26 protein-coding genes, 1 tRNA gene and 1 pseudogene are annotated in these 26,437 nt (G+C 70.0%); 9 read left to right on the forward strand and 19 right to left on the reverse strand.

The window, feature by feature from the left end; all coding sequences use genetic code 11:
- The first annotated feature begins 139 nt into the window (after window positions 1-139).
- Window positions 140-1,261, forward strand: coding sequence for a hypothetical protein (locus AF1_RS01205; protein WP_131732404.1), 1,122 nt, complete (start codon window positions 140-142; stop codon window positions 1,259-1,261).
- Window positions 1,262-1,266: 5 nt separating this feature from the next.
- Here the strand turns inward: AF1_RS01205 and AF1_RS01210 are convergent, their stop codons facing one another.
- The 8 genes from AF1_RS01210 to topA form a co-directional block, all read right to left on the reverse strand.
- On the reverse strand, window positions 1,267-2,103 hold the full coding sequence (locus AF1_RS01210; protein ID WP_207393957.1) for a PSP1 domain-containing protein: 837 nt from the start codon (window positions 2,101-2,103) through the stop codon (window positions 1,267-1,269).
- Window positions 2,104-2,162: 59 nt separating this feature from the next.
- Window positions 2,163-3,143, reverse strand: a complete 981-nt coding sequence (locus AF1_RS01215) for a hypothetical protein (RefSeq protein WP_242608629.1) — start codon at window positions 3,141-3,143, stop codon at window positions 2,163-2,165.
- A 176-nt stretch (window positions 3,144-3,319) separates the two neighbouring features.
- Window positions 3,320-4,162, reverse strand: a complete 843-nt coding sequence (locus tag AF1_RS01220) for a fructosamine kinase family protein (RefSeq protein ID WP_067792561.1) — start codon at window positions 4,160-4,162, stop codon at window positions 3,320-3,322.
- Entirely contained in the window at window positions 4,163-4,642 is a 480-nt protein-coding gene (locus AF1_RS01225; RefSeq protein WP_067792563.1) for a low molecular weight protein-tyrosine-phosphatase, read from the reverse strand.
- A gap of 123 nt (window positions 4,643-4,765) precedes the next feature.
- Entirely contained in the window at window positions 4,766-6,370 is a 1,605-nt protein-coding gene (locus AF1_RS01230) for a S8 family peptidase (RefSeq protein WP_255218766.1), read from the reverse strand.
- A 228-nt stretch (window positions 6,371-6,598) separates the two neighbouring features.
- The gene (locus AF1_RS01235; RefSeq protein WP_067792569.1) at window positions 6,599-7,738 is read right to left on the reverse strand and encodes a DNA polymerase III subunit delta'; all 1,140 of its coding nucleotides are present in this window, start codon (window positions 7,736-7,738) and stop codon (window positions 6,599-6,601) included.
- 18 nt (window positions 7,739-7,756) lie between these two features.
- On the reverse strand, window positions 7,757-9,826 hold the full coding sequence (tmk, locus tag AF1_RS01240; protein WP_067792571.1) for a dTMP kinase: 2,070 nt from the start codon (window positions 9,824-9,826) through the stop codon (window positions 7,757-7,759).
- A gap of 28 nt (window positions 9,827-9,854) precedes the next feature.
- Window positions 9,855-12,545, reverse strand: coding sequence for a type I DNA topoisomerase (topA, locus tag AF1_RS01245; RefSeq protein ID WP_067792574.1), 2,691 nt, complete (start codon window positions 12,543-12,545; stop codon window positions 9,855-9,857).
- A 243-nt stretch (window positions 12,546-12,788) separates the two neighbouring features.
- Between topA and AF1_RS01250 the strand changes: the two genes are divergently transcribed.
- Window positions 12,789-12,974 carry a DUF5703 family protein gene (locus tag AF1_RS01250; protein ID WP_067792576.1) on the forward strand — a complete coding sequence of 62 codons (186 nt, stop codon included), beginning with the start codon at window positions 12,789-12,791 and terminating at the stop codon, window positions 12,972-12,974.
- 190 nt (window positions 12,975-13,164) lie between these two features.
- Here AF1_RS01250 and AF1_RS01255 read toward each other — a convergent pair whose 3' ends face one another.
- A complete protein-coding gene (locus AF1_RS01255; protein ID WP_242608630.1) occupies window positions 13,165-14,475 on the reverse strand; it encodes a M20/M25/M40 family metallo-hydrolase in 1,311 nt (436 codons plus the stop codon).
- Between the two features lie 124 nt (window positions 14,476-14,599).
- On the opposite strand from AF1_RS01255, the gene AF1_RS01260 reads away from it, so the two are divergent.
- Window positions 14,600-14,685, forward strand: a tRNA-Leu gene (locus tag AF1_RS01260).
- 95 nt (window positions 14,686-14,780) lie between these two features.
- Here the strand turns inward: AF1_RS01260 and AF1_RS01265 are convergent.
- A complete protein-coding gene (locus AF1_RS01265; protein WP_242608640.1) occupies window positions 14,781-15,413 on the reverse strand; it encodes a hypothetical protein in 633 nt (210 codons plus the stop codon).
- Between the two features lie 120 nt (window positions 15,414-15,533).
- Between AF1_RS01265 and AF1_RS32880 the strand changes: the two genes are divergently transcribed.
- On the forward strand, window positions 15,534-15,665 hold the full coding sequence (locus tag AF1_RS32880; protein WP_084262313.1) for a transposase: 132 nt from the start codon (window positions 15,534-15,536) through the stop codon (window positions 15,663-15,665).
- A gap of 13 nt (window positions 15,666-15,678) precedes the next feature.
- Here AF1_RS32880 and AF1_RS01270 read toward each other — a convergent pair whose 3' ends face one another.
- The 3 genes from AF1_RS01270 to AF1_RS35040 form a co-directional block, all read right to left on the reverse strand.
- Window positions 15,679-16,575: a hypothetical protein gene (locus AF1_RS01270; RefSeq protein WP_131732405.1), complete on the reverse strand. Its 897-nt coding sequence runs from the start codon at window positions 16,573-16,575 to the stop codon at window positions 15,679-15,681.
- An 82-nt stretch (window positions 16,576-16,657) separates the two neighbouring features.
- A complete protein-coding gene (locus tag AF1_RS35035; protein WP_067792588.1) occupies window positions 16,658-17,134 on the reverse strand; it encodes a NucA/NucB deoxyribonuclease domain-containing protein in 477 nt (158 codons plus the stop codon).
- Between the two features lie 4 nt (window positions 17,135-17,138).
- Window positions 17,139-17,426, reverse strand: a complete 288-nt coding sequence (locus AF1_RS35040; protein ID WP_067792591.1) for a hypothetical protein — start codon at window positions 17,424-17,426, stop codon at window positions 17,139-17,141.
- A gap of 243 nt (window positions 17,427-17,669) precedes the next feature.
- On the opposite strand from AF1_RS35040, the gene AF1_RS35045 reads away from it, so the two are divergent.
- Together AF1_RS35045 and AF1_RS01290 are read left to right on the forward strand one after the other, a co-directional pair.
- Window positions 17,670-17,903, forward strand: a complete 234-nt coding sequence (locus AF1_RS35045) for a hypothetical protein (protein WP_067792595.1) — start codon at window positions 17,670-17,672, stop codon at window positions 17,901-17,903.
- A gap of 9 nt (window positions 17,904-17,912) precedes the next feature.
- A complete protein-coding gene (locus tag AF1_RS01290) occupies window positions 17,913-18,386 on the forward strand; it encodes a hypothetical protein (RefSeq protein WP_165488324.1) in 474 nt (157 codons plus the stop codon).
- A gap of 482 nt (window positions 18,387-18,868) precedes the next feature.
- Here the strand turns inward: AF1_RS01290 and AF1_RS01295 are convergent, their stop codons facing one another.
- Complete coding sequence (locus AF1_RS01295; RefSeq protein ID WP_067792598.1) at window positions 18,869-19,684, reverse strand: hypothetical protein; 816 nt, start codon at window positions 19,682-19,684, stop codon at window positions 18,869-18,871.
- A 1,101-nt stretch (window positions 19,685-20,785) separates the two neighbouring features.
- Between AF1_RS01295 and AF1_RS36100 the strand changes: the two are divergent.
- A pseudogene (locus AF1_RS36100) lies at window positions 20,786-21,098 on the forward strand (transposase); the annotation flags it as partial.
- 788 nt (window positions 21,099-21,886) lie between these two features.
- Here the strand turns inward: AF1_RS36100 and AF1_RS34000 are convergent.
- Both AF1_RS34000 and AF1_RS01310 read right to left on the reverse strand, forming a co-directional pair.
- Complete coding sequence (locus AF1_RS34000; protein ID WP_067792603.1) at window positions 21,887-22,372, reverse strand: DUF5994 family protein; 486 nt, start codon at window positions 22,370-22,372, stop codon at window positions 21,887-21,889.
- A 249-nt stretch (window positions 22,373-22,621) separates the two neighbouring features.
- Window positions 22,622-22,909 carry a hypothetical protein gene (locus tag AF1_RS01310; RefSeq protein WP_067792606.1) on the reverse strand — a complete coding sequence of 96 codons (288 nt, stop codon included), beginning with the start codon at window positions 22,907-22,909 and terminating at the stop codon, window positions 22,622-22,624.
- A 457-nt stretch (window positions 22,910-23,366) separates the two neighbouring features.
- On the opposite strand from AF1_RS01310, the gene AF1_RS01315 reads away from it, so the two are divergent.
- Window positions 23,367-23,750, forward strand: a complete 384-nt coding sequence (locus AF1_RS01315) for an STAS domain-containing protein (protein ID WP_067792609.1) — start codon at window positions 23,367-23,369, stop codon at window positions 23,748-23,750.
- Between the two features lie 84 nt (window positions 23,751-23,834).
- Window positions 23,835-24,440, forward strand: a complete 606-nt coding sequence (locus AF1_RS01320) for a GAF domain-containing protein (protein ID WP_067792612.1) — start codon at window positions 23,835-23,837, stop codon at window positions 24,438-24,440.
- A 305-nt stretch (window positions 24,441-24,745) separates the two neighbouring features.
- Here AF1_RS01320 and AF1_RS34005 read toward each other — a convergent pair whose 3' ends face one another.
- The 3 genes from AF1_RS34005 to AF1_RS35050 form a co-directional block, all read right to left on the reverse strand.
- Window positions 24,746-24,901 (reverse strand): hypothetical protein, encoded by a 156-nt coding sequence (locus AF1_RS34005; protein ID WP_165488320.1) that lies wholly within the window; start codon window positions 24,899-24,901, stop codon window positions 24,746-24,748.
- Window positions 24,902-25,072: 171 nt separating this feature from the next.
- Window positions 25,073-25,987, reverse strand: a complete 915-nt coding sequence (locus tag AF1_RS01325) for a LysR family transcriptional regulator (protein WP_067792615.1) — start codon at window positions 25,985-25,987, stop codon at window positions 25,073-25,075.
- 61 nt (window positions 25,988-26,048) lie between these two features.
- Window positions 26,049-26,345 (reverse strand): hypothetical protein, encoded by a 297-nt coding sequence (locus AF1_RS35050; RefSeq protein WP_165488325.1) that lies wholly within the window; start codon window positions 26,343-26,345, stop codon window positions 26,049-26,051.
- Window positions 26,346-26,437 lie beyond the last annotated feature (92 nt).

Consider the following 26,437-nt stretch of genomic DNA (forward strand, 5'->3'; position numbering starts at 1 on the left):
TCGGCACACGGTGAGCTCAGCCGGCGTCGCCGGGCCCGGTTCCGGATGAGTACGAGGCCCACGAGATCTAGGTAGAAGGACCCATCCGGTGCGAATCAGTGCGCCGCAGGATGAGGCGATCGTTCTGTCTGGAGGGCGCATGAGATTCCGCTTGCCGAAAACCTGTGCTGTGCTGCTGCTCGTCGTCGTCGCGGGCTGCGGGAGCCCCGCCGCCGGGCCTGATCTGTGGAGGACGAAGGTCGCTCCATGGCAGGTGGAGGTCGAGGACGCGTCGGTAAGGGTCGATCCCCAGGTGGTCACGATCGGCCCCGATGACGTGTGGGTGTTCGGCGGGCGCGGCCCGGCGGACACGACGCGGTGGCCGGTGGCGAGGCACTGGAACGGCCGGAGTTGGAGCAAGGTCGACCTTCCCGGCGGACGGAGCGGCGCGATCCTGGCGGCCGGGGCGTCCTCGGCGTCCGACGTGTGGGCGGTGACCTCCGGCGAACCGGACTCGGCCGTCCTCCACTGGGACGGTGCCCGCTGGACGGTCGCCCAGCGTCTCCCCGGCTTCACCGTGACGACCATGGAGGTGTTCTCCCCGCAGGACGTCCGCGTCTACGGCTCCGGGCCGTCCGCCACCGGAACGGTCTGGAGCCGCACGGCGGAAGGGTGGTCGAGGAGCGGGCTGCCGTTCCTCATCTCACGCACCAGCGCCCGTTCCGCCCGGGACATCTGGGCGCTCACCTTCGAGGAAAAGCTGTACCACTACGACGGCACCGTCTGGAAGGCCGTCCCGCTGGACGGTGTCCTCCCCGCCGGCAAGACGCATCACCTCATGGAGATCACCACTACGGACACCGGGATCTGGATCACCGCCGAGGGCGGCGGCAGTCCGTTCCGGGGTGGTCCACCCCAAAGTGGTTCACCCCAAGGTGAACCTGGCGGCCCCGATCTGACGTCCCTGCTCGTTCACGGCGACCCCGAAGGCGGCCGCTGGACCGCCGAAAGCCTCATGGACAGGACGGGACGGCTCAACGAGTTCGCCGCACCGATCATCGACCCGGACGGCGGCGTATGGCTCATCGGTTCCACCGACGTCAACGCCTACGACTCCGCGCTCGCCCACCGGACCCCGGACGGCGCCTGGACCCGGACCAGGATCCGCGCCCCCCGCTTCGGCTTCTTCGAGGTGCGCGCCTTCGCCCGGATGCCGGGCGGCACACGCTTCCTCGTCGCGGGCATGAACGATGAGGACGGCGCGATCCTGTCCACCCGGTGAGCCGGTCAGGTCGCGTGGCCGTCGCCCGGGCCGTACATGGCGTCGTGCTGCCGGCGAGGCGAGCAGACCGAGGCGGACGGGCACGAGCAGCGGCGGGACCCCACCTTCACGGTCACCCGGTCGCCGGGCACGTTGTAACCGATGACCTGCCCTTCTCCCTCCGGCGTGCTCACCCGCGCCCCGAGGCGCGGCGCCTTCTCCTTGAACTCCATGTAGAGGGGGTGCTCGTATTTGAGGCAGCACATCAGGCGGCCGCAGGCGCCGGCTATGCGGAGGGGATTGACGGGCAGGTCCTGGTCTTTCGCCATCCGGACGGAGACGGGTTCGAAGTCCTTGAGGAAGGTGGCGCAGCAGAGGTCGCGGCCGCAGGGGCCTATGCCGCCCTGGAGGCGGGCCTCGTCGCGGGGGCCGACCTGGCGGAGTTCGACGCGGGCCTTGATGCCGCGGGCCAGGTCGCGGACGAGGGCGCGGAAGTCCACGCGGTTCGGGGCGGTGAAGTAGATCTTGAAGATGTTGTCGGCGTCGAGGTAGTCGACGCCGATGACCTTCATGGGGAGGTCGTGCTTGCGGATGAGGCGCTTGGCGATGGAGCGGCCCTCGGCGCGGCGGCGGCGGTTGGCCTCGTCCCGGGCGAGGTGCTCGTCGGTGGCAAGGCCGGCGCATTCGGGGAGGCCGCCGATGTCCTCCGGCACCCACTGCGGGGCCCAGACGCATTCGGCGACCTCGGGGCCGGAGTCGGTGGGGACGAGGACCTTGTCGCCGACGCCCGGGGAGTGCGGGCCCGGGTCGAGGTAGTAGAGCCGGCCGTAACGGGTGAAGCTGACGGCCATCACCATGCCCATGGTTTCGCTCCGTTCGCCCAGTTTCCTGTGGCCCCACGTTAGTCCGCCGGGCGCACGCGTCACCAGGTGGCGTCGGCGAGGTCCTTTCCGGGGACGGCCGGGACGCCCTGCGCGTAAAGGTCGCCGGCGGTCGCGAGGAGGGACCGGCCGGTGTCGAGGTCGGTCAGCGGGCCCGTCACCTTCTGGCGCCACAGGACCTTCGTGGGCTTGCCGGTGAGGGTGAAGCCCTGGAGGGTCAGCTCGGAGTTCGTCACCGTGCCGGCGACCACGGCGTCCTTGGTCAGGACGGCGTTAGCACTGCCCTTGGGCAGTGTCATGACGGCCTTGCTGAGCTTCAGGTCTCCGGCGGCGCCGTTGGTGTCGAGGGTGCGGAGCTGCGGCTTGGACGAGCCGGCCGGGGTCCAGACGAAGGCGAGGGTGGCCCCGGACCAGGAGAGGCTGCCGACGCGGCCGGGCGCCTTGGTCGCCCATGCCTTGTGGGCGCCGGTGCCGAGGGTGAGGACGTCCACGCGGCCGTTCTTGCCCTTGTAGGTGACGTAGGCGATGCGGTCGCGGGTGACGGCGATGTCCGACCAGGCGGTGGAGGCGCCGGGGACGGTGGCCTTCGGGATGTCCTTGAGGTCTTGCGGACGTCCGTCGTCGCCCAGGTGGAGGCGCTGGAAGGTCACCTTGCCGCCGCCGTAGGACGCGACGATGTACGAGCCGTCCTTCGCGGCGGCGACGCGGTGGAAGCGGCGGCCCTGCGGCGGTGCGATGGGGACGCCCACGTCGGCGCCGGTGTGCGCGTCACGGACGAGCAGCGCGGTGCCCGGCCGGGTGATCCCGACGATGAACCGCGGGTCGGTGTGCTCGGCCTTCGCGGCCGGCTTGGCCTCGTGCTCCTCCTTGGCGGCGCGCTGGTGGCGGTGCACCACATCGACGCCCCCGCCGATGAACAGCGCCGCGGTCGCGGCCGCGGTGAGCGGGATCAGGCTCTTCCACGAGCCTAGACGTGTCCCCTGGTCCTCGCGCCTGCCGTCGTCCATGGGTTCGCCCTGCACCTACCTGTCCACTCTCGGGGTACCGCGTCGTTTCTATCTCATCTCCATCATTTACATCGCCACAAAAGCCCATGAAGCGGGAGTTACCACATCGACGCGAACCCGCAAGCCCGGCACGACCGCGGGCTGCGAGACGCAGGGTAACGGACGCCCACGGCTCCTCACAGCGAGCCCCCTCAACCGAGGGAGGCCCGGACCGCCTCCACCAGGGAGGAGCGGTAGGACGTCCCGAACAGGGCCACGTGGACGAGGAGGGGATGCAGCTGGTGCAGCGGGACGCGTGCCCGCCACCCGTCCGCCAGGGGCGCCGTCTCGTTGTAGGCGGACAGCACCGTTTCGAGGTGGGGCGTGCCGAACAGGGCCATCATGGCGAGGTCTGTTTCGCGGTGGCCGCCGTGCGCCGCGGGGTCGATGAGGAGGGCCCGGCCGTCCGTCCACTGGATGTTGCCCGACCACAGGTCACCGTGGATGCGGCTGGGCGGTTCCGGCGGCCCGGCCAGGTCTGCGATGTCCGACATGACGCGCTCGATGAGACGGATGTCGGCGGACGGCAGGTGCCGCGCGCCGCGGCGGAGGAACGGCTCCAGGCGGCGTTCGGCGTACCAGGCCGGCCAGTCACGGTCGTCCAGCGTGTTGTCGAGCGGGAGGTCGGCGATGAAGCCGTCCCAGGGCGCGCCGTAGGCATCCGGGCGGTTGCGGGTGTGCAGGGCGGCCAGCTCACGGCCGAGGCGTTCGGCGGCCTGCCGGGACGGCGGCGTGGCCGGCAGCCACGGCAGGACGAGCATGTGATCGTCCGCCGCGACCACGTCCGGGACGGGCGTGCCCGGCCCCGCCTCGCCCAGCCAGCGCAGCCCGGCGGCCTCCGCCGCGAACACGCCGGCCTGGTCGGCGGCCGCCTTCACGAACACCTCGCGGCCGCCGGCCAGGGACGCCCGGTGCAGCGTCCAGGAATGGCTGGAACCGAGGTCGCGCACCTCGCCGACCCCGGTGCCGAGGAGCCGCTCCAGCCGGTCGCGCACTCAGCCCTCCTTGAGCGCGGTGCGGATCTCCTCCAGGAGGCCGGGCATCGCCGCCTCCACCTGCTCAAGGACGAGGTCGAAGTCGGCGCGGTCACCGTAGTACGGGTCGGGGACGTCGAGGTCGCCGTCCGCGTCCGGGTCGAATTCGCGCAGCAGCCGGATCCTGCCGCGCGCCCCCTCGTCCGGGGCCATCGAGCGCAGCGCCCGCAGGTGCCCCTCGTCCAGTGCCAGGATCAGGTCGTACCGCCCGAACCAGGACGGTGCGAACTGGCGGGCGATGTGCGCCGACCGGTAGCCGGCCCGCTCCAGCGTCGCGACCGTCCGCTCGTCGGCCTCGTTGCCGACGTGCCAGCCGCCGGTGCCCGAACTGTCGACCTCCACGTCCAGCCCCTCGTTCTCGACGTGGTGGCGCAGCACCCATTCGGCAATCGGGGAGCGGCAGATGTTGCCCGTGCAGACGAACGTGACGCGGTACGACATGCCCCCATCATGCCCGAGCCGGCCGAAGCTCGATGATGACGGTGCCCACGCCCGGAGCACCGTCCCGGGAAAAGGGGGCGGCCCCCCGACCGTGACCGGTCGGGGGGCCGCCTTCGGGTGGCGTCAGTATCGGACGGCGTTCAGCGCGTCCACGATGCCGTTGCCGAAGAAGCCGTTCTGCTCCTTCGAGCCCTCACAGGTCTGCGTCGAGGTCCGCTTGGCGCCCGACGAGGTGTACCACTCGTACACGAACGTCCGCGGGCTCGGGCATTCCTTGGGGGTCGCCGTGCCGAGCAGCGCGCGCTCCACGACGTCCGGGTTCAGGGTCAGGCCGCCGTTCCGGCGGTCCGGGTGCCCGTACCTGCTGACGATCAGCGCGGCGACGCCGGCGGCGTGCGGCGAGGCCATCGAGGTGCCCTGCAGCGACGAGTAGTAGGCGCACTTGCCGTCCTTGCAGCTGCGGATGACGTAGGACACCTTCGGCGTGCCGTCCGGGTTCAGCTCGCCGCGCTCCTTCGCGAGCCGCTCGGGGTAGGCGGCCCAGACGCCGCCGCGGTCGTCCGGCCGGCTGGCGGCGTTGTCGACCTTGTCGCCGCCGGGCGCGGCCACCGCCACGTACCCGTTGCCGAAGCTGCTGTAGTACGACTTGCGGGTGCTGGGGCCGGTCGCCGAGACCGGGATGACGTTCTCGCCCTCGGACGGCATCGACACGCAGCTCGCCGGGACCGTCCGGTCGTACGGCGCCTCACCCGGCACGGACGGGAAGTCCGGGCTGGTCGCGTCCAGGTTCGTCTTCGTGTAGTCGACGTAGTCGTTGCCCGCCGCGGAGACCAGCGTGACGCCCCGGTCGTGGGCGAAGTCCAGGGCGCGCTGCGTCGCCTCGATGATCGTGCGCTGTTCGAGCTGGTTCTCGGGGCTGTCGGCGGGGTTGTTCTCGCAGTTCCAGAGCCACGGGTCGATGTAGTACGACATGTTGACGACGTCGATGCCGTTCTTGGCCGCGTACGTCAGGCCGTCCACGGTCGGCTGAAGGAAGAAGAGACCGGAGTCCTGGCCGACGCGCAGGTTGACGATCGACACGTTCGGCGCGACGCCCGCCATGCCGAACCCGTTGCGAGGCGAGGCGATCGTGGACGCGACGTGCGTGCCGTGGCCGCGGTCGTCCCAGTCGTTGGGGTCGACGCACGACGTGAACTCGCACGGGCCGTCGAGCTCGTTGCCGTCGGCATCCGTCGGGATGTCCTGGGTGAAGTTGCGGCTGAGCTTGCGGTTGAAGTTCGGCTTGATGTCCGGGTGGTCGCCGTCCACGCCGGTGTCGAGGATGCCGACCAGCACGCGCTTGTCGCCCGGCTCCTTCTTGTACGAGCCGTCCGGCGTCGCGTGGATCTGCTTCATGTCCCACTGCAGATCGGCCAGCGGCTCGCCGTCCTGCGACGAGGCGCTCTTGGCCGACACCGTCTTCCCGGTGCCGGTCATCTGCTCGACCTTCGAGACCTTCGCCTTCGCCTTCGCCGGCTTCGGCGCCTCGCCGATGATCCGGTTGTGCGCGACGCCCTCAAGCGCGCGCTGCTTCATCACCGCGTGGATGAACTCGGGGTTGTCGGAACGGACGGTCGCGACGCCCACGTCACGGTTCTCGTGGACGACCTTGCCGCCGGCCGCCTGGACCGCGTGATGAGCCTGGCCGAGAGAGACGTGCTCCTTGTAAAGGACGACGTACTCCGACACCTGACCCTTCGCCTGCGCGGGTTGTGGTTCCGCTGATGCTGGCACCGCGAGCGCCGTCATGGTGGTGACGGCGCACGCGGCGGAAATCAAGGCTCGCCGCAAAGCTGACCTCCTGGCAGTGGGGGAGCTAGCCCGGGATTGGGGCACAAGCCTGCCGAAGGTACGGGAGCGACTGTTGAGTCTTGCGTACGGTTGTATAACGAATAGGGAGATCTCTTGTAAGCCGTGTCAGCCGGTGCGGAGCGCCAGGGTGAGCGCCTCGACCGCCAGCAGCGGGTTCACGTTCGCGTCCAGCCGTTTCCGGCAGGCCATGATCGCGTCCAGTCGCTTGAGGGTGTCCTCGGGGCGGCCGTTCTGCGCCGCCGTCCGCAGCTCCGGGCCCAGCTCGGTGTTGACGAGGTCGGTACCCGCCCCCATCTGGAGGGTCAGCACGTCCCGGTAATAGGACGCGAGGTCGAGGAGCGTCCGGTCGAGGGCGTCGCGCTCCAGCCGTGTGGCACGCGACTTCTGCCGGGCCTCCAGGTCCTTGAGCGCCCCGGCCGTGCCCCTCGGCATCCGTCCCTTGGCGCTCTCACCGAGGGCCTGCCGCAGCGCCGACGTCTCCGCCTCGTTCAGCTCCTCCGTCTGCACCTTCGCCTCCGCCTTCGCCGCCGAGACCAGCGCCTCCGCCGCCGCCACCGCCGGGCCCACCGCCGTCAGCCGGCGCGGCACCGCCAGCACCTCCGCGCGCCGCCGGCGCGCCCGCGGATCGGTCGCCAGCCGCCGCGCCCGGCTGATGTGGCCCTGCGCGGCCCGCGCCACCACGTCCGCCGTCTCGCGGTCCACCCCGTCGCGCAGGGTGAGGACGTCCGCGACCGCGTCGATCGGCGGCGTCCGCAGCGTCACCAGGCGGCACCGCGACCTGATCGTCACCAGCAGATCGTCCGGGGACGGCGTGCACAGCAGCCACACCGTCCGGGCAGGGGGCTCCTCGATCGCCTTCAGCAGCGCGTTCGCCGCCGCCTCCGTCGCCCGGTCCGCGTCCTCGAACAGGACGATCTGCCAGCGGCCCCCGGACGGGGACGACGACGCGCGCAGCACCAGCGCGCGGGCCTCCTTCACCCCGTACGACAGGCCCTGCGGGCGGACGACCTCCACGTCCGCGTGCGTGCCCTGCAGCACCTGGTGGCAGGACGCGCAGTGCCCGCAGCCGCGCGGCGTCTGCGCGCACTGCAGCGCCGCCGCGAACGCCCGCGCGGCGGCCGAGCGCCCCGCTCCGGGAGGACCGGTGAACAGCCACGCGTGCGCGAGCCCGCCCGTCCCCTCGGCGGCCGACGACAGCTGCGCGACGACGGGCTCCTGCCCCACCAGGTCATCCCACACGCTCATGGATAGAGGCTAACGGGGTCAGGCGTCCCGGATGGCCGGGAAGGTGCTCGTGGCGTCCTCGGTGCCCGCCGGGACGGGGTCGGGGAGGATCTCGCGGATCCGGTACTGGATCTCGCGGCTCAGCTCGCCCTGCGGCCGGCTCGCGTCCAGGATCAGGTACCGGTCCGGGTCGGCCTCGGCGAGGGCGCGGAACCCGGCGCGGACGCGTTCGTGGAAGTCCTGCGGCTCCGACTCGATCCGGTCGGCGGGCGCGGGCAGCCGCCGCAGCCCCGCCTCCGGCGGGATCTCCAGCAGGACGGTCAGGTCCGGGACGAGACCGCCGGTCGCCCACGCGTTCACCCGGGCGATGTCCTCGACCGGCTGCCGCCGCCCGAACCCCTGGTAGGCGAGGGACGAGTCGACGTACCGGTCGCTGACGACGATCGCGCCGCGGTCCATCGCCGGCTTGATCACGTTGGCGACGTGGTCGGCGCGGTCCGCCGCGTACAGCAGGGTCTCGGCGCGGTCGGACAGCCCGGTCGTGTCGCGGTCGAGCAGCATCGCGCGCAACCTCATGCCGATCTTGGTGGCGCCGGGCTCGTGCGTGGTGACGACGTCGTAGCCGTGGTCGCGGAGCCAGATCGCGGCGAGCCGCGCCTGCGTGGTCTTGCCCGCTCCCTCGCCGCCCTCGAACGCGATGAGCACGCCGCGGTTCCGGTGGACGGGCTGGGGCTCGGCGGCGGCCTGCTCCGGCGGCGTGTAGATCTCGCCGTGCAGGGCCGCGTGCAGGTCGGGGACGAGCGGGATGCCGCGCCGGTCGTCCGCCCGCCGGTAGGCCAGCAGCCCGGACAGCAGGGCGCCGGCGGCCGCGATCAGCAGCGCCGCGCTGGAGCCCGCGAAGTCGTGGCCGCCGTCGCCGAGGTCGATGCGGTGCGTGCCGATTGCCCCGGTGACCAGCGGGGCGGCGATGAACGCGACCAGCGCGGTGACGAGCGCGACCGAGCGCAGGTAGGCGGGCGGGCGGACGTCCTCCGGCGTGTCGGGGTCGGTCACCGCGGTGGTGGCCGTCGACCAGGCGGCACCGGCGAACACGCCGAGGAACGCCGTCATGAACACGACGACGACGAGGTTCTGGACGAGGGCGAGCACGCCCAGCGCGAGCGCGGCGGCGACCACGGCGAGGCCGTTCAGCCGCCGGCGGCTGAACGGGACGAGGACGCGGGGGCCGAGGAACACCCCGAAGCCGAAGCCGATCGCCAGCCCGGCGAGGACGGTGCCGTAGCCGGCGTCTCCCCCGCCCAGCACGCCGGTGTGGACGCGGGCGACGGCGGCGACGGCGCCCCCCGCCAGGAACGCCCCGGCGATCGCGAGCCCGAGGCCGCGCGCGGCGGCCGTCCCCGGCCCCTGGAACAGCAGCCTCAGCGGGGCCGGGACCGCGGGCATCGCCCTGACCGGGATCTCCCGGACCGCGGCGACGGCCGCGGCCGAGACGGCGAAGATCCCCGCCGCCACGTAGAGGGCCAGGTCGGCGCGGGAGCCGCGGCCGAGCGTCCCGTCCGCGATGAGCGCGAGGACGGCGAACAGCACGGCGGCGGCCGGGGCCGGGCCGTAGATCACGCGGGTGGCGGTGCGGTGCGCGCCCGGCTCCCCGTCCGGGTCCGGGACGAGGGCGGGCAGCGCCGCGCGCGCCGCGCACACCCACAGCAGGCTCAGGCAGCCGACGAGGAACGCGGCGGCGAGCGTCCAGGCCGCCAGGTCCACCAGCGGCACCGTCACGATGATCACCAGCCGCAGCACGTCGGCGATCAGCAGCATGAGCCGGCGGTCGACACGGGCGGCGAGCAGGCCCGCGAGCGGGGCGAGCAGCACCGCCGGCAGCAGCATCAGCGCCAGCGTCCCGCCGATCGCCTGCGCGCGCACGGCGAGGTCCTCGTCGCGGGTCAGCATCGCGACCATCGCGGTCAGCGCGGGGACGGTGAGCCACTGCGCGAGACCGGCCAGCGACAGCGCGGTCCGGAGCCGCCGGAACGGTCCGATCGGCGGAAGTGACGAAACGCCCGGCGGCGGTGACGCTGCGGGGTGCGGCCGGGGTGCGCCCGTTCTGGTCATGTCGGTCAGGGTATCGGCGCCGATGTCCTTATGAACCGGACTTCGCGGAGGTTCGGCGGCGGGTTGCCGTCTTCTTCTTGGCGCCGCCCGCGGCCACCTTCTCCCGGCGCTCCGCGAGCAGTTCCGCGGCCCGCTGAATCGTGATCGACTCGACCTCGTCGCCCTTGCGGAGGCTCGCGTTCGTCTCGCCGTCGGTGACGTACGGGCCGAACCGCCCCTCCTTCACCACCACCGGCTTCTCGCTCGCCGGATCGACGCCCAGCTCACGCAGCGGCGCCGCCGCCGCGGCCCGGCGGCCACGCTGCTTCGGCTGCGCGAACAGCTCCTTCGCCCGCTCCAGCGTGACGGTGAACAGCTCCTCCTCCGAGCCGAGCGAACGGCTGTCGGCGCCCTTCTTGATGTACGGGCCGAACCGCCCGTTCTGCGCGGTCACCGGCTCGCCGTCCAGCTCGCCCAGCGTGCGCGGCAGCGACAGCAGCTTCAGCGCGTCGTCCAGCGTGATCGTGTCGAGCGACATCGACTTGAACAGCGAACTGGTGCGCGGCTTGGGGGCGTCCGCCTTCTTCGTCCGCTTCCTGCCCTCGGGGGCGGGGGGCTGCTCCGGCAGGATCTCGGTGACGTACGGGCCGAACCGTCCCGACTTGGCCACGATCGTGTGGCCGGTCGCCGGGTCGGTGCCGAGATCCCGGTCGCCGGACGGCTGCGCGAACAGCTCCTCCGCCTTCTCTGCGGTCAGCTCGTCCGGCGCGATGTCGTCGGGGATGTTGACGCGCGCGCCGTCCCGGTCGAGGTACGAGCCGTACCGCCCGACCCGGACCACGATGTCGGTGTCCCTGATCGGGAACGAGCTGATGCCCTTGGCGTCGATGTCGCCGATGTCGCCGACCAGCTCCTTCAGGCCCTCGGCCCCGTTGTCGCCGTAGTAGAACCGGTTCAGCCACGGGACGCGCCCGGCGTTGCCGCGCGCGATCTCGTCGAGACCGTCCTCCATGTGCGCGGTGAAGTCGTAGTCGACCAGGTTGCCGAAGTGCCGCTCCAGCAGGTTGACCACGGCGAACGCCAGGAACGACGGGACGAGCGCCGTGCCCTTCTTGAACACGTACTCGCGCGCCAGGATCGTCCCGATGATCGAGGCGTAGGTCGACGGCCGCCCGATCTCGCGCTCCTCCAGCTCCTTGACCAGGCTGGCCTCGGTGTAGCGGGCCGGCGGGCGGGTCGAGTGGCCCTCCGCGTCCACCGCGTTCGCGGTCAGCGCGTCGCCCTCCGCCAGGTTCGGCAGCCGCCGCTCCTGGTCGTCCCGGTCGGTGGACGGGTCGTCCGCGCTCTCCACGTACGCCTTCAGGAACCCGTGGAAGGTGATCGTCTTTCCGGTGGCGCCGAACTCGGCCCGCTCGCCGCGGGTCGACAGCCCCGCGACCCGGATCGACACCGACTGGCCCACCGCGTCCTTCATCTGGGAGGCGATCGTCCGCTTCCAGATCAGCTCGTACAGCCGGAACTGGTCGCCCTTCAGCCCCGTCTCCGCCGGGGTGCGGAACGTGTCGCCCGCCGGGCGGATCGCCTCGTGCGCCTCCTGCGCGTTCTTGACCTTGGACGCGTAGACGCGCGGCTTGTCCGGGACGTACTCGCCGCCGAACAGCGACGCCGCCTGCCTGCGCGCCGCCGTGATCGCCGTCTCCGACAGCGTGATCGAGTCGGTGCGCATGTAGGTGATGAAGCCGTTCTCGTACAGCTTCTGCGCGACCGACATCGTGTACTTCGCGGAGAAGTTCAGCTTGCGGCTGGCCTCCTGCTGGAGGGTCGTCGTCCGGAACGGGGGGTAGGGCTTGCGCGTGTACGGCTTGCGCTCAACGGACGCGACCTCGTAGGGCCTGCCGCGCAGCCGCTCGGCCAGCGCGCGCGCGGCGGGCTCGTCCAGGTGCAGCACGTCCTTCGTCTTCAGGGTGCCGTCGGACGCGAAGTCGCGGCCCTGCGCGACGCGCCTGCCGTCCACGCTGACGAGCCCGGCCTTGAAGACCTTCGGCTCCTCGTCCGCACCGGTGTCGAACTGTGCCGCGATGTCCCAGTAGTGGGCGGGGACGAACGCGATCCGCTCCCGCTCCCGCTCGACCACCAGCCGCGTCGCCACCGACTGCACCCGGCCCGCCGACAGCTTCGGCATGACCTTCTTCCACAGGACGGGGCTGACCTCGTAGCCGTAGAGGCGGTCCAGGATGCGGCGCGTCTCCTGCGCGTCCACCAGGCGCATGTTCAGCTCGCGCGGGTTCGCGGCGGCGCGCTGGATCGCGTCCTTGGTGATCTCGTTGAAGACCATCCGGTGCACGGGGACCTTCGGCTTCAGCACGTCCTGGAGGTGCCAGGCGATCGCCTCGCCCTCCCGGTCCTCGTCCGTCGCGAGGTACAGCTCGTCGGCCTCGGCGAGAAGCTTCTTCAGCTTCTGCACCTGCTGCCGCTTGTCGGAGTTGACCACGTAGAGCGGCTCGAACTCGCGCTCCACGTTCACGCCGAGCTTCGCCCACGGCTCGCCCTTGTACTTGGCCGGCACCTCCGAGGCGCTACCCGGGAGGTCCCGGATGTGGCCGATACTGGACTCCACGATGTAGCCGCGGCCCAGGTAGCCCGCGATCGTCTTCGCCTTCGCGGGCGACTCGACGATCACCAGGCGCGTCCCCGCACCGTTGCCCCGGCCACTGTTCGCGGTGCCGTTCTTGGCTGGCACAGTCGCTCCAACCTCGCTGTCTTGGTCCTCTTACACAGGTTCTTTCTTACCGGCTTCCTACAACGCCGCAGGACGGCGCGTTCATGCCCGCGCGCTCCTCGATCATCGTTGCCGCCCCCATCAGGGGACGGGATCCTCACCGCTTTACGCCTCCGACAGGATGACATGCCGCCGCACACCGCGCGGACCGGGACGCCACGGTACGGTGCCGCATGCACGGTAGACCAAGTAATAATGGTCGCAATGGCGGAGTACACCTACCTCGTCCTGTCACTGCCGCGCGGCACCACGCGTGATGCGGCCCGGCAGATCCTGACCGAGCACGCCGAACGCGGCGGCTGGGAAATCGATCGCTTGCGCCTCTACCCGGATGGCCGCCGCCGTATTCAGCTCCGCCGCAAGGTCATCCGCGCCGTCCGCACGTTCTGACCGTCCCGGCGGAGCGTAGCACCAGGTACGAACGTCATGACGCATCGTCGCGTCACGCCCGCTCCAGCGGCGCCCGGCCGGACGCCTCGTCCACGACGGGCGAACCGTGCCACCCGCAGCCGAGCGACCACCGAACCGTCCTCAGCGAGCGGTAACGATAACGCCACCGAACGCATCGGCGATGGCGAATTCAGGAACGATCAAGGAACTTGTCGAGAACCCGGACGCCGAAGCGCAGCCCGTCCACCGGAACGCGCTCGTCAACGCCATGGAACATTCCGGAAAAGTCCAGTTCCGGCGGCAGCCTGAGGGGCGCGAAGCCGAAGCAGCGCATTCCGAGGCGCGCGAACGCCTTGGCGTCCGTCCCGCCGCTCAGGCAGTACGGCGCCGGCAGCGCTCCCTCGTCCTCCGAGATCAGCGCCGCCTCCATCGCCGCGACGAGGGCCCCCTCGTAGTCCGTCTCGAGCGCCTGGTCGTGGTGGACGAAGTCACGCCGAACGTCCGGCCCGAGAAGTTCGTCGACGGCCGCGAAGAACTCCTCCTCGTGTCCGGGCAGGAACCGGCCGTCCACCTGGGCGGTGGCGGTCTGCGGAATCACATTCGTCTTGTACCCCGCGTCCAGCCGCGTCGGATTGAGCGTGTTCCGCAGCGTCGCCCCGATCATCCGCGCCAGCGGCCCGATCTGGTCAAGGCACTTCTCCGGACGCTCCGGATCGAACTCCACCCCGTACGCCATGCACGCCCGCTCCAGGAAGGCCCGCACCGACTTCGTCAGCCGCACCGGAAACTCATGCGACCCCAGCCGCGCGACCGCCGCCGCCACCGCCGTGACCGCATTGTCCGGATGCACCATCGACCCGTGCCCGGCCGTCCCCCTGGCGGTCAGGTTCATCCACGCGATGCCCTTCTCCGCCGTCTCGATGAGGTACATCCGCCGGTCCCCCGGCACCGTCAGGCTGAACCCGCCGACCTCCCCCACGGCCTCGGTGCACCCCTCGAACAACTCCGGATGCTCCTTCACGAGCCAGTGCGCGCCCCACTGCCCGCCGGCCTCCTCGTCCGCCAGGAAAGCGAGCACGACGTCCCTCGGCGGCCTCCGCCCCTCCCGCAACCGCTGCCGGACGACGGCGAGGATCATCGCGTCCATGTCCTTCATGTCGACGGCCCCGCGTCCCCAGACGCAGCCGTCGGCGATCTCTCCCCCGAACGGATCCCGCGTCCAGTCCTCCTTGCGCGCCGGCACGACATCGAGGTGCCCGTGCAGGAGCAGCGCGTCCCGTCCCGGATCCTCCCCCTCGATCCGCGCGACGAGACTGGCCCGTCCCGGATGCGACTCGAAGATCCGCGTCTCCAGCCCGACCTCGTCGAGCTTCTCCGCGACGTACTCCGCCGCCACCCGCTCCCCCGGACCCGAATGATCGCCCGGGTTGCTGGTGTCGATCCGGATCAGCTCCTGGCAGAGCCTGACGACCTCGTCCTCAGCGGTCGGCTGGTGGGCCACAGTGATCACCTTCGCCTCGTGTCCTCCCCTACCCGCCCCATGGTCCCCGACGATCGACTTCGCCGCGACTCCCCACCTTTGGTACAGTGAACCCCGCCGCGGCAGCACCGCGGCCTGCGACCGAGTCCGGGTGGCGGAATAGGCAGACGCGCTAGCTTGAGGTGCTAGTGCCCTTTACGGGGCATGGGGGTTCAAGTCCCCCCTCGGACACTTCACGACAAAGTGGGACAGGTTCACATCTGTCCCACTTTGTGGTTTCTGCGCTTGGCGGAGTACTGGTGCCGAGTCCCAGAGCACCAGGACGTTCAGGAGACCCGTTGCGAGCCTTCGGGCGGAACGTCCAGTGCGCGGGCGAGGGCGGCGGCGAGCGGGGCGGCGCGGTCGGGAACGTACCGCTCGGCCCATGAAGCGGCCAGTCGGTGGAAGGCGATCAGGTCGCGTTCCACGCCGGCCAACAGACGCCGCAGGTCGGCGGTGGGCAACTCGATCATCGGCCTGTCATCGCGCTCGGCGTCGACGATCATGCGGACTATGTCGCCGTGAAGTTCACCGCATGGATCGGGATCGTGTCCGAGGAAGCCGCTCGAGGCATGGCCGTCGAGGACGCTCCACCATTCGCGCCAGTCCTCGATCCCGCTGCAGCAGCCGGGCAGCAGGGTGGTGCCCGTCGTAGTGTCGATGACTCGCAACCCGCCCGGCGCGAAGAGCGGCTCCATGGTGAGAAGGCCATGCAGGAAGGCCCCGAGCGGATCGGCCGGACGCCGCGGACGACCGTCCTCGGGATCGATATCGTTGGCTTCGGCGATCCCCATCACCGCCGTGCCGACCTCGACCGGAGAGAGTGTGCCGCTGAGCGGCAGGTACCTGAACGGCTCCGACCGAGCGACCGGCCAGAGCGTGAAGCCCTCTGACCCGTACACCTCCAAGACCGGCTGCATCTCAATCACCCTTGAAGTCTGTCTCACATCCCTCCGGGGGCACCTCACGTTTTCCGCGGACGTGATCCTGGAGCGCCCCAGGTTGGGTGGAGGCCCTGATACCTGGAAAGGTGAGGGGCTATGGCACCCCCGAGGAAGTACTCCCCTGAGCTGCGTGAGCAGACGGGTGAGAGGACCGGGTCGATCGCCCGGGTGGCCGACCAGCTCGGGGTGCATCGTGAGGCGTTGCGGACCTGGATCCGGCAGGCCTAGAACACCGCCTTGCCTATGGTTTGCCGGCGCGGCGGCGGTGGCCGGTCAGGTCGGTTGCTTTGATCAGCTTTTCGGGTGCTGATGGCGCGCGCCACAGTTGGACTAGGTGCTGCTCGTCGGTGCCGGCGTCGCGGCCTTGGACGCTCACCCGGGTCCGGTACATGCACGTGGACGGCCAGACCCGGTCGAACTCGATCAGGGTGACGGCCTGGTGTCCGGGGGCGGCGGCCCGGAGCGTGCCCGTCGTGGGCGGGGGGCCAGGGACATCGATGGTGGGGAACGCCCAGGAGTATTCGGCGATGTCGTCCCAGGGGTCGGTCTCCAGTGGTGGGGGGCCGTCCAGGAGTTCGGCGGTGAGGTCGACGGCGCCGTTGCGGGTGCCGGTGAGGATGTGGGAGCGGACGGCGAGCCCGTTGCCTTCATCCAGCCAGGTGTTGTCGTCGAAGCGGTATGCGCTGACCGGGAAAGGGTGATCGGTGCCTGGTGCCGCGAACAGTGCGAAGCAGCCCAGTTCGTCGATGTGGACGCTGGTGGTGTGGTGTTGCGGCGCTGAGGGCTGCGGGGGCGCGGGTAGGTGGTCGCCGAGCCCTTCGCGGATGCGGTCACGAAGGCTCCGGGCGAGCGTTGCGTCCTCGGGGTCTCGGCTGGCGAGTTGGAAGGCCGACACGTCGAGGAGTTCGGCGAGCAGCGACCAGTGGTCGGGCGTCAGTGCCACCGTGACGGTGGTTTCCTCGGGTAGCTCGATGGTGCGGTGGCTGGTGTGCTCCCACAGCTCGTGGAAGATGGCGCTGTATTCGTCGGCTTCGGCCGGGTCGCCGCCCTCACGCAGGGACTGGCTGCTGTTGTCCAGCTGACCGACTAGGCGATGACGTTCCTTGAGGCTGACATCCATCGGATAGAGGTCATTCATGTTCTGAGATCGTATTTCTCTCGGGGCATGGCCGGCCGACGGAGTACGTGCCCCGTCGGCCGGCCGGTGTAGCGGGTTGTTGTCACATGTGGTTCTGGCACTGGGTGAAGGTCGGTGGTGTGGTGGGCGCGTTGGACACCCACACCCAGTAGGAGCCCTGCGGACGCCCGGTGGTGTCGGTGACCTTGCCGGTGGGGTTGCGCCACAGCCGGTTCTCGTCGTGGAACTTGCGGATGTCGGCGCCCTGGTAGTCCTGTTCGGCCTTGGGGACGAACCGGCAGCTCCACTGGTCGGCCGGTACCCATTCGGCGCCCTGCCAGGTCGAGGCGAAGGGGTACTCGTCGCAGGTCTGACCCTCCGGCCTGGGGAGGCTACTGGGGCAGGAGACGCTGCGGCTGAGGTAGTCGAAGTTCTTCACCACACCGTCCTTGGGGTCAGCGATCCGCGCCGGGCCGCGGATCAGGGGCTGACCGCCTGGGATGATGCCCGTGCCGGGAAAGCCGGGGCGGCTGCGCAGCGCCAGCTGCGCGAACAGGATGTTCTCCGCGATGGTCGGCATCCGCTCATCCGCACCGTACTCGACTGTGTAGGTGGGGGTGTACCAGTAACACGCAGCCCGGCTTCCCGGTGGAGATGGCGTCGGTGAGGCTGTCGCAGTGGACACCGGTGGGCGGGCCCAGGTGCGTCGCCTTCCCGTCCGAGCCCTGGATGATGGCGCCCGGGTAGGCGAACTGGATCTTGGTTTGCGGCTGCGGGAAGGTGATCGACGACCCGGTCGATTCCATGAAGTGCTCGTGCTGTTGCACCACGCCCTTCTGGGCGATGAAGGTCTTGGGCAGGGGGTGCCGCACGCCCCGTCGCAGTCGATCGAGAATGTCGCGGTGAGCAGGCTCTCGATCAGCTTGCCGGTCACGAAGTTGGTCCGGAAGTAGACGGTGCGTTTCCACTGGCGGGAGGCCGGGTCCAGTTGCTCCTCGAACGCCGAGTCGGTGTTCGCGGTGCCGAGGATCTCCGGTGTGTTGTCGGCCTCCACGAAGACGCCGATCTGATTCACGTGCGAGCACGAGTAGGTCCGCACGTAGTGGATCGCGTCCTTGTTGGCCGGTGCCGGGCAGTCGGGCCACCCGGCGGCTGTAGCGACCGCAGCCTGCCAACGCGGCGAAACCGACGAGGCGTTCGCCCTCGCCCTCGACGCCCTCAACACCGGCATCACCTACGGCTCCGAACGCATCATCAGACAAGCCCGCCAGTTCCGCTACAGCAACGCCCCCACGACCGCACCCACCGTCACCCGCTTCGACGACCGCCTCAGGACAACCCTGCTCTAGGAGAACCCATTGCGCATCGCCATCTCCGGCCGCCGCCTCCTGCCTCCCGCCACCGAAACCCTGGTAGCCGAAGCACTCGACGAAGCCCTCTCCCCCATCACCGCGGACATCACCGGCCTGACCTGCCTCGCCGACGGCGCCGACACCCTTTTCGCCCGCGCCGTCCTCGCACACGGCGGCCAGATCGAGGTCATCGTCCCAGCCGAGCAATACCTCGCCGGCCTACCCGAAGAGCACCACGCCGAATACCGCAAGCTCCTCGCCCAAGCCACGCAGGTGCACCGCATGCCCTTCACCGAGTCCACCAGCGAAGCCCACATGTCCGCGAGCCAGCACATGCTGACCCTCGCCGACGAGATCTGGGCCGTCTGGGACGGCCAACCCGCACGCGGCTACGGCGGGACCGCCGACGTCGTCCAAGCCGCCCACGACCTCAATAGACCCGTCCGAGCCATCTGGCCGACTGGCGCCACAAGGGATTGAGCGCTCCGTCGAACATTTGACCTTACGAGCCCTCGAAGGCGATCCGTCTCGCCGAGAGCGCCAACTCAATCTTCCCCAACCATTCACAAACCAACTGGTCCAAGCCCGAGCGCAAGACATGAATGACTCTGCGCTCAAGCCAGCACAGGTCTGAACACACAGGAAGTTGGTTACCTACCTGTCGCATCAGAGGTCGATGACACCTCAAGGCCCTTCCTCGATCTGTGTCATGTCCCCGCCCCGCAGGCAGGTCGGGCGCGACGGCGGTGAACGGCCGGCGCACCAGGTCGGGAGCCGCCGCCCGTGTGCCCTGGCGAGTCAGCAACCGCCGTTTGCGCGGACCGGACCGCCCCGCCAGGCTCAGCCATGGCGCGTCCACGATTTTGAACCTCCTGCGTTCTCAGGGGAATCGCAGTATGGGCCATGAGCTCGGTTCAATGTGCCTGCGGTAAGAGGGCAGTTGCCGGGGCCTGTCGGGTTTTTCAGCCGCCCCGCAGGGTGACCCCGTAGAGGATCCGCAGCCGGTGGATCTCCCACCACGAGATGGCGATCACCAAGCCCGGGCCGCAGAGAAGTAGCAGGCATGTGATCGGCCATGGCCCGCTGGGCAGTCCGAAAAGAGCAGCGCACTCCAAGGTCAGAACACTGGCCAACACGGGCGGGAGGACGGGGTGTACCGCGCCCAGGCCGAAGCCGGTCCGCATCACCCTGGGCGTGGCGAACAGAAGCACCGACAGGGCCCACACGAACGCCGCTACTCTCACCAGGAGCGCCCAGCCGGCATCATCCAGGTCCACGTCGCTGGGCAAGGCGGCGAAGAGGGTGAAGGCGAGGGCCACTGTGCCGAGGTAGCAGAGTAGTTTGCACAGCGGGGTGCGCACAGCCGTCCGCATGGCCGAGCGCGCATCGCGCTGCGCGCAGCCGATGACGATCATGACAACAAGCGGCGCGCTAAGCACAAACAGCGCGGGGGACACGGAATAGATCAATAGGTGTTTGGCGAGTTGCCCGGCCACCCCACTTCCAGTGACCGCAGCAATCACGAGCGGCACTAGGAGCGCTGTCCACACCCGCAACTTCTTGACTATCCCCAAAGGCCGGTCGTCAATCTGCGCGGCTCCCTTGAGAAAGAGAAACCAGGTCACGAGGCGGGCGCTGCGGAAGATGTAGTACGCCCCGATCGGATAAAGGGGCCACCGGGCGAATACGGCGAAGTACCCCAGGCCCAGCAGGGGATAAATCCTGTTGGGAAAGAGGGAGGGCCTGTCGGGGAAGAACCTCCTCTGAAAAAAGGGCATGTTCCAGAAGGGAGGGGGCCGGTTAGAATGCTCCGGAGGCCACAGAGTCCGTCGCAGCACACGAAAAGCAAGCGAGTCGGGTGCGCGATGCGAACCTGTCAACGCGTTCCCCCTTCCGTCAACCTGACGGCTACGGAGATAGCCTATATCCCCGGCCATAAAAGAACTGTAAAGAAGCCATCCCGTGCTCAGCATCTTTCCCAGCAGCACTGATGGGTAGATGATCACGTCCTGATCGCGGGCGGTGCGGCTTGGTCTGGAAACATGAAGGTCGGGTAGCCGGGAGGAGTTCCCCACTCAGGCTTTCACCTAGCTGTCTCCGATAGCTCCCAAGGAACCAAGGTGGACTTCAAGATATGACGCCGCCGCGTATGACGGTGTTACAGTGCCACTGAAAACGGTAGAGCGACACGCAGAGGGTATCTGACTAGGGAGGACGGGCTTGATCCGTCCGCCCAGACCGCCCGAAATGGGTGGCTCTTGTAGCCGGTCCGCGTTATTGACAGCGGGGACCAGGAGCCGGGCAAAGCCGCAAACCGTACAGTCCCCCGCCCCGCGAGATGTCCCGACGTGGAGACACGGCGTCCCCGGGGTACAGCGACGTTATGGCGCCGCCCGGAACGGCAGGGTGGCGTGTAGGGGGTAGCGGATTTGGGAGGACGGGCTTGATCCGTCCTCGGACACAAACACATGTCGAAGCGCCAGGTCTCTGACCTGGCGTTTTTGCGTTTGCATGGGTTTGGCTTCTGATGTCGGAGGCTAAACCGCAGGTCAGAGCGATCGGGGTTCGGGTCCCTGGTATGTCCCGGTCTTCACTGGCTTCGTCGTGCTCTGTAGTTATCGTGCAAGTGATGGCCACGACAACCGGCGACGAGCGAGCCGCGTCGATCCGTGGCGCCGTAGGTCGAGACGGTGCGGCGGGCGATCTTCAAGGTGTCGTTGGTGCCCATGAAGTCGACGACCGTCTGCCCGGAGCCAACCTCGGGCTTTCACCGGGCGGCGGGTCGGGAGTGACCGTTTAGACAAGAAAAATGCCCCCGAGCTGGGAGGATAGGGCTTGTCTAAGGTCCTGTCCGCGCCAGTCCAGAAGGCACTTTTCACGTGAAGACTACAGGTCGTCATGCCGAGCTCGCGGTGTCTTCGGACGGGGGGATCGTCGGGCAGGCTGGCGGGGGTGCTGCTGACCGAGACGCTCCGTGCGACCGGGCTCGACCGGGCGCTTTCCGCGGGGTTGGAGCGGTGGCGCAAGCCGCGGGCGACCCATGATCCGGGCAAGGTCGTCGCGGACCTGGCGGTGACGCTGGCGCTGGGCGGGGACTGCCCGTCCGACATCGCGATCCTGCGTTCCGAGCCGGAGTTGTTCGGGCCGGTGCCGTCCGATCCGACGGTGTCGCGGCTGGTCGCCACCCTCGCCCAGGCCGGGCCGCCACTGGCCCCGGGCCGATCTGGCCGCCTCCGCAATCGGGCGCCTGCAGATGCTCCCGGCGCCCTGACCAAGCCGAACCGCCCCGTCAACACCAGGAAGGAGAACACCCGGGCCCGTGGAATCCCGCCCACCCGACGCGACAGCCGGGCATCACGGCTGATCAACCGCCGAGAACAAAGGTGGGTTGGCCACTCCGCGGCCCAACCCACCCCATGAAAGATCGAGGCCAGTCGACCGCATCGTCTGCTGATCAATCGGGTCTGTACGTTTTTGGGCGCCTCTCTGTGTCAAGCGGCAGCGAGCAGAGAGGTGTCCAACCTGTTGGACCGATGGCGTTGGCCGCGGTCTGCAGCCAAGGTCAACAAGGCTGTGGCCGGGGTCGCTCTAGTTGCACCTGCCGCCCTCCGGCTGGCTCATTCAACGGCGTGCGGGCCGGCCACCGCCGCTGGCGAGAGTGGCTGGTCTGCACCGCCCCAAGCTGGTTTGCCCTCCTCGCCGGTCAACTCCTGCCCGGACCTTCCAGGAGCACCATGCCGTCATTCCCCCGGCTCACCGACACCGCTGGTCAGGTCGCCGTCCAGGTCGGCCACTTCGGCCCGGCCAAGCCCAGTCGCCCTGGAAGGCCGGCACGCCGCCTCACCCGCGGGGGGTCGGCTGCTGGAGCGCAGCACGCACCATGTCGCGCTGACCGCCGCCGTCGCGGGCGGGGCGGCGCCCGCAGGTTCCCGACGCGACTCGCCGCCGGTCACCGGGAGGGCGTCGGTCCCGAGCGCGGATCAGGCGCGGACGGTGGAGATGCCGCAGGACGCCAGGATCTCCTGTGGCATCGCATCGCCGGTCCCGGCGGCGGATCCGGCCAGGGCGGCCTCCGCCGCGGACGGCACCGCCCCGGGCGGGATGAGGAGAAGCAGGATCGGGTCCGCGCGCCCGCAGGTGATCGAGACCATGTGGTCGAGGTGGGCCAGCCAGCCCACCCTGACCTCCTGCCCCAGGACGGTGATGCGGAGCGGGACGCCGTCCCAGTCGTCGAAGTCGATGGCCACGCGGGTGGCCGGTTCCGGAGCGTCGCCCATGCCGGCCAGAGCGGTCAGCAGTTCGGTGAGTTCAGCGCCGGTGTCGCGGGATCGGGGCCACCAGCCGCCGTCCATGACCCCGCGTCCCGCACCGCCGGGGGCCAGGCGCAGGCGCGGGGCCGGCGGAGTGGGTTCGGCCGGCGCGGCCGTGGCCGGAGGGGGGTCAAGCTGCGTGGTGTCGCGGGCCATGGAGGGGGCCCCATTCTCGGTCCGTGCGGAACCGGTTCGCGTATCGCCGGGGACGGCGCCGGCATGGTGGCCCGCGCGCGAAAAGCCCTCGGTAACGCCGAGTGTACGTCAGGGGATGTGCACGTCACGGGCTGTGCGCGTTCGGACGCGTAGACACGCGGCATCCGGCACCGGCAACACCGTCCGGGCTTCCCGGATGAGTCTCGCCGGACCCGGGTCGGCCACCGCGGTCTCGCCCGATCCGGCGTCTCAGAGCGATTCGCCGCCCCAGCGCCATTCGTCGTTCTCATGCCGGGCGCGGATCAGGTGCGCACCGCTGGAGTCGGCGAGCTCGGCGATCATCCGGATCAGCTCGCGGTGGAAGTCGGCGGGCGGGTGGCCGCCGCCTGACGAGCCTTCCAGGAGCGTCACGTTGACTTTCGCCTCGTCGCGGAGCTGCGCGGTCAACCGGCCGGTCTTGTCCAAGCGGAGTATCACGATCGCATCGGCACGGATCATGTCGCAGCCGTCGGCGGCCGAGATCCACACTTCGCCCATGCGCCTCATCTCCAAGGATCGGAAGCCGCATGCCCCACCACTCCAACATAAGCGCCCTCCGCGCCCCAGCGGCGTCACCGACGGGTGCGTGGAGTCGTGACCCGCCCTGCATCGCGCGAACGTGATCGCACGGGGCCAGGGCGTATACTTGTTGTGACACGGGTTACTCGATGCGGGCGGCCAAGCTCACGTCCCCCTGGTCTCTCGATACTCGGCCCTCTCGGGGCCAGACAGGTCCGGCGCTATGACGCCGCAACACCAGCCCACCCGAACCGCTGAAACCGATCTGCGCACCGGGATCGCCACGGGCACCGCCTGTGAGGCTGAGACGCCGGCATCCGAGCCCTGTGGCCATGGGGTCACGCGATGCCTCCGCAGGCGCTGACCTGCCGTGCAACCACCTCGCCCCGGCTCCGGCCATGAGCGGCGTTCACAGACCTCGGATCGGAGATCCCCCATGCCCACCGGTACCGCCTCGCCCGAGGCCGGGCTGACCCGCGAACGGCTCGCCGACCACACCGTCATCGCCATCAGCGGCGAACTCGACATCGCCTCCACCCCGTCCCTCCGGGAACGTCTGCACGTCGCGCTGCGGGACGTCGGCGCGTACGTGATCATCGACCTGTCGGGCGTGACGTTCTGCGACGCGTCGGGGCTGGCGATGCTCGTCGGCGCACGCCGCCGGACGCAGCCGAACGGCGCGCCCGTGATCCTCGCCGGCCCGCGCCGTCAACCCGCCAAGCTGCTGGAGGTCACCGGGCTGCTCCATGCCTTCACCGTCCGTTCCTCCATTCCCGGGGCACGGACCGCCGACCCCGGTCCCCGATCGGCCGCGGCCTGACCGCGGCGGGACACGGGCGGAACCCCGCCCGTTGCCGAGCCGGGACCGGGCAGGCGCCAGGCCGGAGGAGAGCGGGATGACGACATGACCGGACACGATCTGCCGGTGAGCGCCTGGGGGCCGGACGAATCCGGGAGCGCGGAGAACGACCGGCGCCTGACCGCGTCGTTCGACCTGATGACGGCGGTCCTGGACGGGGCCGCCCTGCCCCGTCTGCTGATCCTCGTGGCCGAACGAGCCCGCGCCATGGCGGGCGTTCCGCTGGCGTTCATCGCCCTCCCCGACGAAGACGGCCACACATTGCGGATCGATGTCGCGGTCGGCGCCGGCAGCGACCGGATACGCGGGCTGACCGTGCGGCGCGGCCGGTCGATGCTCGGCCGGGCGTTCGGCTCCCGCCGGGCCCTGTCCGCACGGATCGTCGCCGACCAGACGCTCAGCGCCCTGCCGGCCGGCCCGATCCTGATCCTGCCGCTGGACACCGGCGAGGCCACGCGCGCAGTGCTCGCCGTCCTCGGGCAACCGGGCGCGCAGCCGTTCAGCCCGGCCACCGCCCGCCAGCTGCTGCTGTTCGCCGACACCTCCGCCCGCCTGGTCCAGCTCGCCGAGGACCGGCGCGCGACCGCCCAGCCGGACCGCGCGGCCGCACAGATCATCGCTCTCCGCCCGCCGCGGCCCACGCAAATGTGACACGACCGAGCGGGAAATCACGGCGAGTGAACAACGGCCTCTCCGGGGTCCGCTTGTAAGGTCAGGGGCGGACGGATGGGGGGCGTGCCCATTGGCCGTTGGTGTTGTCGATCCAGGTTCCGTTGCCCTTGTAGGCGTAGAACCGGGAGCCGAACGAGCCGATGGCGGGCAGTGCCGGGTTCTGGCCGGAGGCGGTCTTCGGCGCGCCCCCGAAGACGGGGCCGGTGAACTCCTTGGGCCGATCGCCTGACTTCCGCGGCGCTCACGTTGGTCGTTCGGAAGACCGTTGCCTGGCGGCCATCGACTCACGGCTCGTCCAGGAGTCCGGTCATGGGCGCGTCCACGCTGACGTTGTCGCGGGTGATGATGCCCTGCGGCTGGATCGGCATCGTGACGATCCGCACCGCCGGCGCGAGCAGCAACAGCACGAGCGACGCCACGATCACGACGACAACGACCAAGGTTCCCCTCGGACGCTCCACTCCCTGGAGGCCCGAGCCCGAACAGGCCATCTGGAAGACCCGGCCCAAGCCAAGCCCATGCGGCCATCGGAGGGATACCGCCGATACGGGCTGAACCGATCATCGCGACCGATCACCGCACGGGGGGCCGGGTGGATCGGTGGTCTGCGGTCAGCCGGTCGCCTGGTCGGCGGTGACCAGCCAGCCGAGCCGTTCGGACATGCCGCGGGCGCAGGCGACGACGGCGCGTACATGGTCGGAGTCGTCGGCGGCGCGCCACAGGATCGACCAGGGGTAGAACGAGGCGGGTTCGGTGAGCGGGCGCCAGATCGTTCCCGGGAGGGCGGAGATGCAGGAGGAGGGCACGCAGTACAGGCAGCGGCCCTGGGCGACCAGAGCCGATGCGGCGCGGATGCTGTCGACGGTGCCCTTGTACACCGTCGGGGTGAAGCCGGCGGCCCGGCACATCTCGACGGTGAACTGGTTGAACTCCGGCGCCTTCATCTCCTCGGCCAGCAGCAGCGGCTCCCGGGCCAGGGCCTCGACCGGCACCGCGTCCAGGTCGGCGAACCGGTGCCCGCGAGGGACCAGGACCCCGAGACGATCCCGGCGGAACAGATGCGAGGCGATCCCGCTCGGCGCCAGTGCGGCACGGCCGATGCCCACATCGAGACGCCCGTCCACGAGCTGCTGGTACTGCTCGGGGACCCCGACCTCCACCTGGTGGATCACCAGGTCCGGATAGCGCGCCTGGGCCTCATGCAGGATCTGCGGCATCGAGTCGTAGCTCGCGTCGATGATGCCCACCCGCAACGCCGGGGAGGTGCCCTGCGCGGTCCGGGCGACCTGGGCGGCGCGCTCCACGTGAGCGAGGATCTGCCGCGCCTCGACCAGGAACGCCGCCCCCGCCGCGGTCAGGGCGACGTAGTGCGTGGTGCGGTCCAGCAGACGCACCCCCAGCTCCCGCTCCAGCCGCTGTACCTGCTGGCTCAGCGCCGACTGCACGATGTGCTCACGGGCCGCCGCGCGCCCGAAGTTGAGCTCCTCGGAGACGGCGATGAAATAGCGGAGCTGGCGCAGTTCCACATCTCCCGCCTTCCGGGCCGAAACAGCGAGCCCCCTCAGCAGCGTACATCGCGGCGTGCGCCTAGAGAGGTTCACTGACCCAGCGCCAGCCGTCCCCCTCGTGCCGTGCGCGGACGAGTTGCGCGCCGCTGGTGTCGGAGAGCTCGGCGACCGCCCGGAGCAGCTGACGATGGAAGTCATCGGGCGGCGGGGAGCCGGACGAGCCTTTCAAGAGAGTCACACTGACCTTCGCATCGTCGCGGAGCTGCGCGGTCAACCGTCCGGTCTCATCCAAACGGAGCATCACGATCGCATCAGCACGGACCATGTCATGGCCGCCACCGGTCTCGATCCAGACCTCGGGCACCGTTTTGCTCATGGACATCATCTCCTCGGCTCCGACAGTTCGCCCCACCGCTCAACATAGAGGGCTCGGCATGACGTCCGTCAGAACCGGGGCGGCGGCCTGTG

The sequence above is a fragment of the Actinomadura formosensis NBRC 14204 genome (assembly GCF_001552155.1).
Lineage (GTDB): Bacteria > Actinomycetota > Actinomycetes > Streptosporangiales > Streptosporangiaceae > Spirillospora > Spirillospora formosensis.

Excerpts from the sequence above, each read along its gene's own strand:
- AF1_RS01205 (WP_131732404.1), top strand. The coding sequence starts at position 140 with ATGAGATTCCGCTTGCCGAAAACCTGTGCTGTGCTGCTGCTCGTCGTC.
- AF1_RS01210 (WP_207393957.1), bottom strand. The coding sequence starts at position 2,103 with ATGGGCATGGTGATGGCCGTCAGCTTCACCCGTTACGGCCGGCTCTAC.
- AF1_RS01225 (WP_067792563.1), bottom strand. The coding sequence starts at position 4,642 with ATGTCGTACCGCGTCACGTTCGTCTGCACGGGCAACATCTGCCGCTCC.
- AF1_RS01235 (WP_067792569.1), bottom strand. The coding sequence starts at position 7,738 with ATGAGCGTGTGGGATGACCTGGTGGGGCAGGAGCCCGTCGTCGCGCAG.
- tmk (WP_067792571.1), bottom strand. The coding sequence starts at position 9,826 with ATGACCAGAACGGGCGCACCCCGGCCGCACCCCGCAGCGTCACCGCCG.
- AF1_RS01250 (WP_067792576.1), top strand. The coding sequence starts at position 12,789 with ATGGCGGAGTACACCTACCTCGTCCTGTCACTGCCGCGCGGCACCACG.
- AF1_RS01265 (WP_242608640.1), bottom strand. The coding sequence starts at position 15,413 with ATGCAGCCGGTCTTGGAGGTGTACGGGTCAGAGGGCTTCACGCTCTGG.
- AF1_RS32880 (WP_084262313.1), top strand. The coding sequence starts at position 15,534 with ATGGCACCCCCGAGGAAGTACTCCCCTGAGCTGCGTGAGCAGACGGGT.
- AF1_RS01270 (WP_131732405.1), bottom strand. The coding sequence starts at position 16,575 with ATGAATGACCTCTATCCGATGGATGTCAGCCTCAAGGAACGTCATCGC.
- AF1_RS35035 (WP_067792588.1), bottom strand. The coding sequence starts at position 17,134 with ATGCCGACCATCGCGGAGAACATCCTGTTCGCGCAGCTGGCGCTGCGC.
- AF1_RS01295 (WP_067792598.1), bottom strand. The coding sequence starts at position 19,684 with ATGCCCTTTTTTCAGAGGAGGTTCTTCCCCGACAGGCCCTCCCTCTTT.
- AF1_RS34000 (WP_067792603.1), bottom strand. The coding sequence starts at position 22,372 with ATGGCCCGCGACACCACGCAGCTTGACCCCCCTCCGGCCACGGCCGCG.
- AF1_RS01310 (WP_067792606.1), bottom strand. The coding sequence starts at position 22,909 with ATGGGCGAAGTGTGGATCTCGGCCGCCGACGGCTGCGACATGATCCGT.
- AF1_RS01315 (WP_067792609.1), top strand. The coding sequence starts at position 23,367 with ATGCCCACCGGTACCGCCTCGCCCGAGGCCGGGCTGACCCGCGAACGG.
- AF1_RS01320 (WP_067792612.1), top strand. The coding sequence starts at position 23,835 with ATGACCGGACACGATCTGCCGGTGAGCGCCTGGGGGCCGGACGAATCC.
- AF1_RS35050 (WP_165488325.1), bottom strand. The coding sequence starts at position 26,345 with ATGAGCAAAACGGTGCCCGAGGTCTGGATCGAGACCGGTGGCGGCCAT.